Raw genomic sequence first — 8,896 nt, 5'->3', positions numbered from 1 at the left:
TTAAAGAGCGTCTGACTTACTAAACAATGTTCTGTTTGTAGTCGCTTACTTGGTAAGCTGTCGGTGTAAGCTTTGTTTGCTACCCCGTGTCAGTGGATGCGTATAATACGCATCTCATTTTTTATGGCAAGTACTTTCTCGAATATTTATCAATTAATATCAAAAGTGATGAATAGCCTAGCAGGGGTTTCAGATTTGGCCAGTTTTTATACAAAAAAAGCGAGTTTTGCTTCCATCTATTCGCAAAACTCGCTTTTTTAACGTTTATTTCTAAATACCTAGCTAACTAGTCTTCAGCCGACACCAACTTAGCCGCTTGTGCAGCTTCTTTACGACGCTTAAGCTCGTAAATTACCGCAATCACGATTGTGGTTAAAATCATGATAAGACCCAAGGCATTAACTGCAGGTGTTAGACCGGTTCTTACTTTAGAAGCGATATAAACCGTTAAGGTTGTATCATAACCTTTCACAAACAAGGTCGTATTGTAGTTTTCAAACGACTGTAAGAAAGCAATTGCGCCTGCAGAGATAATGGCTGGCTTTAAATAAGGCAAAAGAATACGGCGGAAAGTTTGCCATTGATTTGCACCTAAACTTAAAGCAGCATTCTCAAGCGTTCTATCAAAACGCTGTAACCTCGCAAGTACCATTAACATGACATAGGCAGCGATAAAGGTTGTTTGTGCAATGACTGTCAGCATCACCCCACCACTCACACCCATTCCTTTCCAGAAAATAAGTGTTGAGATGCCTACGATAACACCAGGTGTTAAAAGAGGAGACATCATCAAGGAGTAAAGAAAGGTTTTTCCCTTTCCATGATAAGTAGACAAGAATAAAGCACAGCAAATACCAATCGGCACAGCGACAACAAGAACTCCCGCTGCAACTATGATACTCGTCCAAAGGGCTTGCCACATGGCACCATCTTGAGCCAAGGCTTCAAACCACTTTAACGTAGCCCCCTTCCAAGGAGAAACCGTTGGAAAACGACTGTCATTGAAAGTTGCTGCCCCCATGATAATGAGAGGGATAAATAAGTAAGTGAAAAACACACCTATATAGAAGCGAATTCCCCAGCGTAAAATAGTTTCGGATTTCATCGTGCGATATCTCCTAGACCAACTTTAAAGACACGCATCACTAATGCAATGAAACCGATACAGATAATTAATAGCAAGAAGGCATATGCTGCACCTTGGTTCCAGTTACCACCTTCGAAGAACCAGTTATAAATTATCTGAGTAAACCAACGACTACCAGGTGAGCCAAGTAATGCCGGCACAGCATAACTACCCGCCGCCAACATAAATGTCATGATACAGCCTGTTGCAATACCAGGCTTGGCGTGAGGAATAATGACTCTGTAGTGAGTTCTTATCCATCCAGCACCAAGGTTTCTAGCCGCTTTGATCTGGTTCATATCCAAGCTTTCAATCGCATTATAGATAGGGAAGATCATGAAGAGAATATAGGCATAAACCATACCTATCATGACACCAGTATCGCCAGACAAGAACCGAATCGGTCTATCGATAAAGCCTAACGCTAATAGCAATGCATTTAGTGGCCCCTTGTATGCAAGTATGATGTACCAAGAAAAGGTTCTTAGGATCTCATTAATCCAAAAAGGAATAATTAAGAGAAGAATACATAATGCCGCCTGTCTTGGTGTTGCGACTTTAGCGAGGTAAAACGCTAAAGGGTAACTAACCAATAAGGTTAGTAAGGTAACCAAAACACTCGACCAAATTGTTTTGGCAAAGATGGCTAGGTGAATCTGGTTACCAAACAAGGTCTCATAGTTAATCAGAGAGTAAGTATCTTTAGGTCCGCCCACTTCTTTAGGAAGTAGGTTAGGTCTAAAAGAGTAATCTACCATTAAGAACTGAGGTAGGATCACAAGCACAAGTAACCATAAGGCAATCATGGCGAGGATACCCAGCGCCATGCCACCACCAAATCTTGCTTTTAATTGGCTAAACATTCTCCCCCCTTGCAATTACCACTGCATCTTGGCTAATAAAGCCCAGTTTCACTTTGGCTCCAGCAACAAGGTCTGCGGTATATTGCTCAGCACCAATTTGAACGGCAATGTTTTGCGCTCCAATTTGTGTATTGAGTGTTAGGTAAGACCCTTCGAAGTTAATTTCTGTAATATTGGCTTCAAATCTAACATCACAGCCAGCATCAGCCGCTTGACCCACACGGATAAGCTCAGGGCGTATAAATAAGTTAGCCTGCTGACCTTTTGTAATTGCACCAATACCACGACCGGTTAGTAGACCTAATCCAGCACAATTAACTGTTACATTATTACCTTCAACACCTTCAACTGAACCTGCGATAGCATTGTTCTCACCCACGAAGGAGGCAACAAATTCTGTTTTAGGTTCACGATATAGAGTAATTGGGTCGGCAACTTGCTGAAGTTTACCCGCAGACATAACACCCACTCGATCCGACATGGTTAATGCTTCACCTTGGTCGTGAGTAATATAGATGAAGGTAATGCCAGTTTTACGCTGAATTTCTTTTAACTCAGTACGCATATGTTGACGTAGTTTTAAGTCCAAAGCGGATAATGGCTCATCTAGCAAAAGAACTTGAGGCTCTACTGCTAAAGCACGTGCAATCGCGATACGCTGCTTTTGTCCACCAGATAGCTCTGATACTTGTTTAGTACCACTACCATCTAATGCAACTAATTCTAATAATCTATCTGAGGTCTTTTTACGCTCTGCTTTAGATACACCACGCACCTCAAGACCAAACTCGATATTCTCCGCTACTGTCATAAGCGGAAACAAAGCAAGGTTTTGGAAAATCATTGATGTAGGGCGCTTGTTAGCAGGTACGCCACGCATGGCTTTTCCGCCAATTCTAACATCCCCTTCACTAGGATCTAGAAAGCCACTAATCATGTTAAGTATGGTTGTTTTACCGCAACCAGATGGACCAAGAAAACTAAAAAATTCGCCTGATTCTATTTTTAAGTCTGTTTTCTGAACGGCAGTGAAATCGCCAAAATTCATAACAACATTATCTAGGTGAACACTGCTATCCATTTTTTCTCTCTACTTTCATATACGCTAACCTGCCACAAACATTAAGCTTTGCAGGTAAATAATAAGGGACAAAAAAAGCCCCCACCCCAAATGTTGGGCTAGGAGCTTTATTTAGGAGGTTCTATGCAGATAGGTAACGATCTTGGTATTCGTTACGCAAAGCCACATACCAAGGTTCTTGGATAGGCCACCACCATAGATTTTTCAGTTCTTTCTCAGTGTAAGACTCTTGGAAGAACTGTTTAGTTGCTTCTGGTAGAAGTGCATCAGATCCTTTCGAAGTAGAGTTATAACCTGTCGATTCTACGAACATTGCACCTGCTTCTGGTGTGTAGTACCAGTTGATAAATTCGTAAGCAGAGTCAACATTGTTAGCATTTTTAGGAATAACAAAGCCTTCCATCCAAGCAAGAGCACCTTCTTTTGGCGCTGCATAAGCAATAGGCTCACCTTCTTGCTTAAGTTTGAATGCAGTGCTGTCCCAAGTTTGACCAATGATGGCGCCATTCGTACGGAATGCACCTTGTGCTTCGTTTTCTGTAGACCAGTACTGAGCAATTGCTGCTTTGTGCTCAGTAGCCGTTTTCAAGATAACGTCAAAGTTAGCACGCATTGCCTTTTCATTCTTATAAGAATCAAGTAGTGGATAAGGTAGTTCGCCCATGCTTTCAAGCCATAAACCAATACCTACCAATGCTGAGTGTCCACGTACGGTAACACCACCAGCATGCTCTGGTTTCCAAAGGTCACCATAGCTTAAATTGTTACGATCAATTTTTGCGTAATCTGTGTTAAAAGCAATCGCCTCTGTACCCCAATCAGAAGGTGCAAAGTAACGTTTACCATCAACAATACCACCTACTTCAGAGCCTTTTACAGCACTCTCAAGACAGCCTTCCCAGTTAACACGAGACGTATCTAGTGGTTGTACTAGATCAAAATCAACATAACCAGGTACACGGTCCACTGTCGGCATAATGATGTCGAAACCAGTACCGTCGGTAGCACGTAATGAGTTCATCAACTCATCATTAGTACCATAAGGAGTGAAAGTAGCATTAATACCTGTTTTTGCTTTAAAGTCTGCAAGCATTTCATCTGTGATATAGCCGGCCCACGCATAAATACGTAGTTCCTTATTTGCTGCAACCGCTTTACTAATACTAAAAGGTGTTGCTGCAACCGCGCCTGCTGCGGTCGCACTTTTAACAAAATTACGACGTGAAAGGGTCATGTTCTTACTCCGCTAAATCTTTATTATTAATATGGGATTAGACTTAAATCATTCTGTGTATCTAGGTCTTTTAAACATTAACTGAACGTTTCTTTATCTTTAAACATTCATTTAATTATAAAAGAAACTACAACACGATAATGACACTGCGATGAATTTGGAAGTCAATTTTGATATAAAAGTGAAAAAAAGCATAAATTGAAGTTATAAAAACCCTTTATGAATTTGCGATATTCGACATTTTTTCTTCTATTTTGAAGATCTTATGTTCATTTCTCTTCACTAATCTTTATTTTAAAAAAATTCTATTCTTCTTCTTATTTTACGGATCAATGTAACAAAACTGACATCTAGTTTTTATACATTACTTCACAATATCTTAATGTTTTGTAACATACGTAAACAAAGGGTAAGAATTTTGACAATTTCTCGTGTTACTAAAATTACGACTTTCACCTATCTTTTAATCACTAGTTTACTTGCCTTAACTCTCACTTGGAGCATCCTGCAATTTCGTCAGACGATGGCAACGACAGATCAATATAACCAACTATTAACTCTGGCGAGTGTGTCCCTAAAAGATAAAATTGAAAGTTACTTAAGCTTTGGTGAAGCCACCAAGTTACAAGAGTCGATCAACCTCATTAATACAGATATCAAACAACAATTAACTGAGTTGCCAAGCCAAATTCAAACCGATATCAGCCCGCTTTTAGAAAGCATTAGTCTAAAACTAGATGGTGATATCCGAGCTGCCGGCAAATTATCAGGTGATACCTTTGCACTAATACGCAACAATCAGCGCCAAATGTCACAAGCTATCGATACTTATTCTGACTTTATTAATCAGCCCCATACAAACCTAAGTTTGTCGGACAAAGTCATGCTTTTAGAAATGGATGCAAAACTTAAAAAGCACTTTATTAGTCTAAGCGATAATACCGAGCAATTCCTACAAGCCAATACAGTAAAGAACAAAGCCGCTTTAGCTTCTGAAGCAGACACCTTTTACAAAACGGTTAGCACTATGTCTGCGTTACCAAATAACTTTTCAAGCCAAGAAGAAGTAGAAGAAACGGATGATTTAAGCGCCTTAATGGGTTGGGCAGAAGAAGAGCAAGAGGAAAGCGAAAGTCCGATCACCGAAATGCAGTCTGAGCTTAGCTCTTGGGTTAATAGGTACATGAAAGATGTGAATAACAGCCTTAGCGGTATTACTCATATGCAAAATGCCCAAGCGGATTTACGCGCTCAAGTAAGTGAGCTGCAAGCAAAGCTTGAACTAGGCACCCAAGCTATTTCGACTCAATCAGAGCAAACTCAAGAAAAAATCATTTTCGCTTTTGCTTTGTTTATTCTCTTGATGGTGATTGTCAGCGCTCTTACTCACTTATTCCTTTCCCGTATTGTTGTTAAAAGCGCTAAGAACCTTTTATCTGCTGTCACCTCTCTTGTTGAGACGCAAAGCTCAGAGCCTATTAATGTTGGCAAGCAGAAAAACGAACTATCAGAAACTGCGCATTATTTTAATCAATACCTAGCTTATGTTGAGACACAACAGCAAAAACGGGATAAGGAGCTTGCCAAGATATCCGACTCCTTAAACAAAGTCCTCAATGCTTTTGATGACATCAACAAGCTTAATCAAGAATCAAACCATGAACTAAGCAAAACCACGAGTATTACTGAACAAGTCAATATTCTTGCCAACAAAGCAGAAGTCAGAGCACAAGAAGTAGAAGGCTATGCGAGCGAAACTAGCCTTGCGATGCAAAGCAGTGTGGAACAGGCGCAAAGCTTAAAACAGGCAAATCAAATAGCGATGCAAACGCTCACTCAAAGCCGCCAATCACTTAATGGTTTAGAAGATTCAGTCAATGACGCTTCTTCTATTGTCTCCTCTATTCGAGACATATCTGAGCAAACAAACCTGCTGGCTTTAAATGCTGCAATTGAAGCAGCGCGAGCTGGTGAACACGGAAGAGGCTTCGCAGTCGTCGCTACTGAAGTACGTACTTTATCCAGCAAAACCCAAGACTCTTTGGGCGAAATCACGTCAATTCTAAGCCGCCTTACTTCCTCAACTCAGAACTTAAGCCAGTCTCTAGACAAAATAGAGTCGGCCAGTGACACCCAGATCAGCCTAACTGCACAACTTGGTGATTCAGCTTTTGAAGTCAGTGAAAAATCTAAGCAATCCACTGAATTAGCGCAAAAGGCAACTCGCTATGCTGCAGAGCAAAAAACCGAGATGCAGTCCCTTAATCACGCCATGTCTCAGGTGAAAGATAAGGCTCATGAGTCAGAGCAGTTTTTAGGTAAGGTTTCTGCAACCATCACCAAGCGGGTCAATGAAATTTCTGTCAGCCTAGGTATTTAGACTTTCAAAGATACAAAAAAGGGCGATATAAGATCGCCCTTTTTTATTGGTAACGCTGACGGCTAGAATAAGATACGTGCGCGTACTGTACCTTCAACTTCTTTCACTTTTTCCAAAGCTAAGTCGCTATTTGAAGCATCAACATCCATCACCATATAACCAATGTTTTCGCTGGTTCTTAGGTATTGGCCTGTGATGTTAATGTTGTTATCAGAGAAGATGCCGTTAATCTTAGTCAAGATACCAGGACGGTTCTCATGGATATGCAATAGACGGTGGTTGCCATCTTGTGCTGGTAGAGCAACTTCAGGGAAGTTAACAGACGCAATCGTTGTACCTACATCAGAGTACTTAATTAGCTTTTCAGCTACTTCAACACCGATATTTTCTTGCGCTTCCATTGTACTACCACCTACATGAGGTGTCAGGATAACATTATCCAAACCACGAAGAGGTGAAACGAATTCGTCAGCATTACCTTTAGGCTCAACAGGGAATACATCAATTGCTGCACCGTTTAAGCGCCCTTCTCTCATGGCTGCTGCCAAGGCATCAAGATCTACAACGGTTCCGCGAGATGCGTTCATAAAGATAGCTTCATCTTTCATACGAGCAATCTCTTCAGCACCAATCATAAGCTTGGTTGATGCTGTTTCTGGCACATGCAAACTAATTACATCACAGGTGGACAAAAGCTTGTTCAGGCTTTTTATTTGGCGAGCATTACCCAAAGGTAGTTTGGTCACAATGTCATAGAAGTAAACTTCCATACCCAGTGATTCAGCTAAAACACTCAACTGTGTTCCTATGCTACCGTAGCCTATGATACCCAGACGTTTACCACGAGCTTCGTAGGAACCTACAGCTGATTTCATCCATCCACCACGGTGACAAACCGCACTTTTTTCAGGAATGCCGCGCAATAATAGAATCAGTTGACCTATGACTAATTCAGCAACACTTCGAGTATTTGAGAAAGGTGCATTAAAGACTGCAATACCTTTCGCGCTCGCTGCTTCCAAATTAACTTGGTTAGTTCCTATGCAGAAACAACCAATAGCCATTAGCTTATTCGCGTGGGAAAGCACTTTCTCATTCAACTGAGTACGGGAACGAATACCAATAAAGTGCGCTTCTTCGATTTTTTCGATTAACTCATCTTCAGCTAACGCAGTTTTATGAAATTCTATATTGGTATAACCTGCTTCATTAAGCGCATCCAATGCAGATTGATGCACGCCTTCTAGCAGTAAAATCTTAATCTTAGCTTTATCTAGTGAGGTGGTACTCATGACTTGTTTAACTTCTCTTCGTGGTGTGGGGAAAAATCACAAACATGTTAACACACAACAATGTATGTCGCAGACAAGATACTCAAATGTATTTCATTATGATAAGAAAATAATTAATACTGACTATTCAGCAAAACTAATTTGGCAGACATGGCCAAATTAGAGTAAACTTATTGATCATAAATTGTACAAAATGGCATTCCCATGGAAACTGGCATCTTACCTATAGCTGATAGATCGACGCTTGCGAGTCCGCAAAGCTTAGACTCGCTTAATGTCGGCACGCCAAATTCCAACACCAACCTCTCTTCTCCTTCAACCGCAATCTCTAGTCCAGATGTTAGAGTAGACCTTTCTGCCGCCGGCAGACAGCTAGCCCAAGAAACCCTGGAGAGAGAAACAGTACAGAGCACCCAACAAAGTGAAGCATTTAGAGCAGAGATTTCACAAACTGAGAGAAGTATAACCCAAAGCTTTAGAACCATTGAAATTAGCGAGGAAAGATACGCTAACGCAGGTAATGCAGAATTTAGTGATTCACAAACTGATAATGACCAAACCTTAAATATAGGTACACAAGAAGAGTTAAGACTTGAATCTGGACAAGCAAGAGCCCAAGCACCTGAAGAAACACCAAGACCAGAGCCCAGAAGAGAAGAGCCTGAGCCAAGTGAAAGTCGTACTGCTGAAAGCTCTCCCCCACCGATACAATCGAGTCCAAATAACACCAGTCGTAGTGCTAGTGTGGTAACTCAATACAATATAAGCCCTGAATCAGCATTAGGTCAGTCAATTAGTACTCGAGCTTAACCCGAATCACGGACACAAAAAAAGCGGCCCAGAGCCGCTTTTTTTTATTGATCTGTCCCGTCCTGAATAAGGTTGTCACTTTCCAATTAATCATTTGGAGAGTGTTATGC

At 41.0% G+C, this 8,896-nt stretch carries 7 protein-coding genes; 2 read left to right on the top strand and 5 right to left on the bottom strand.

Going from position 1 to position 8,896, the window contains the following annotated elements:
- Nucleotides 1-286: 286 nt before the first annotated feature.
- The 4 genes from TW85_RS16665 to TW85_RS16650 form a co-directional block, all read right to left on the bottom strand.
- Nucleotides 287-1,105, bottom strand: coding sequence for an ABC transporter permease (locus tag TW85_RS16665; RefSeq protein ID WP_046018272.1), 819 nt, complete (start codon nt 1,103-1,105; stop codon nt 287-289).
- On the bottom strand, nt 1,102-1,989 hold the full coding sequence (locus TW85_RS16660; RefSeq protein ID WP_046018271.1) for an ABC transporter permease: 888 nt from the start codon (nt 1,987-1,989) through the stop codon (nt 1,102-1,104). Before TW85_RS16660 ends, TW85_RS16665 begins: the two co-directional genes overlap by 4 nt.
- Nucleotides 1,982-3,070 (bottom strand): ABC transporter ATP-binding protein, encoded by a 1,089-nt coding sequence (locus tag TW85_RS16655; protein ID WP_046018270.1) that lies wholly within the window; start codon nt 3,068-3,070, stop codon nt 1,982-1,984. The genes TW85_RS16660 and TW85_RS16655 overlap by 8 nt, the downstream gene beginning before the upstream one ends.
- A 121-nt stretch (nt 3,071-3,191) precedes the next feature.
- Entirely contained in the window at nt 3,192-4,304 is a 1,113-nt protein-coding gene (locus TW85_RS16650) for an extracellular solute-binding protein (RefSeq protein WP_046018269.1), read from the bottom strand.
- Between the two features lie 418 nt (nt 4,305-4,722).
- Here TW85_RS16650 and TW85_RS16645 point away from each other — a divergent pair, with 418 nt between their 5' ends.
- Entirely contained in the window at nt 4,723-6,684 is a 1,962-nt protein-coding gene (locus TW85_RS16645) for a methyl-accepting chemotaxis protein (protein WP_046018268.1), read from the top strand.
- 62 nt (nt 6,685-6,746) lie between these two features.
- On the opposite strand, the gene serA is transcribed toward TW85_RS16645, so the two are convergent.
- The gene (serA, locus tag TW85_RS16640; RefSeq protein ID WP_046018267.1) at nt 6,747-7,976 is read right to left on the bottom strand and encodes a phosphoglycerate dehydrogenase; all 1,230 of its coding nucleotides are present in this window, start codon (nt 7,974-7,976) and stop codon (nt 6,747-6,749) included.
- A gap of 204 nt (nt 7,977-8,180) precedes the next feature.
- On the opposite strand from serA, the gene TW85_RS16635 reads away from it, so the two are divergent.
- Nucleotides 8,181-8,786, top strand: a complete 606-nt coding sequence (locus TW85_RS16635) for a hypothetical protein (RefSeq protein WP_046018266.1) — start codon at nt 8,181-8,183, stop codon at nt 8,784-8,786.
- The last annotated feature ends 110 nt before the right edge of the window (nt 8,787-8,896 follow it).

The organism is Marinomonas sp. S3726, assembly GCF_000967665.1.
Lineage (GTDB): Bacteria > Pseudomonadota > Gammaproteobacteria > Pseudomonadales > Marinomonadaceae > Marinomonas.
Note: the sequence above shows the minus strand (reverse complement) of the source record. Positions and strands in the feature narration are given on the sequence as shown.

Bases quoted from the DNA above. Each gene is read 5' to 3' on its own strand.
- TW85_RS16635 (WP_046018266.1), top strand. From the start codon at position 8,181: ATGGAAACTGGCATCTTACCTATAGCTGATAGATCGACGCTTGCGAGT.
- TW85_RS16660 (WP_046018271.1), bottom strand. From the start codon at position 1,989: ATGTTTAGCCAATTAAAAGCAAGATTTGGTGGTGGCATGGCGCTGGGT.
- TW85_RS16665 (WP_046018272.1), bottom strand. From the start codon at position 1,105: ATGAAATCCGAAACTATTTTACGCTGGGGAATTCGCTTCTATATAGGT.
- TW85_RS16650 (WP_046018269.1), bottom strand. From the start codon at position 4,304: ATGACCCTTTCACGTCGTAATTTTGTTAAAAGTGCGACCGCAGCAGGC.
- serA (WP_046018267.1), bottom strand. From the start codon at position 7,976: ATGAGTACCACCTCACTAGATAAAGCTAAGATTAAGATTTTACTGCTA.
- TW85_RS16655 (WP_046018270.1), bottom strand. From the start codon at position 3,070: ATGGATAGCAGTGTTCACCTAGATAATGTTGTTATGAATTTTGGCGAT.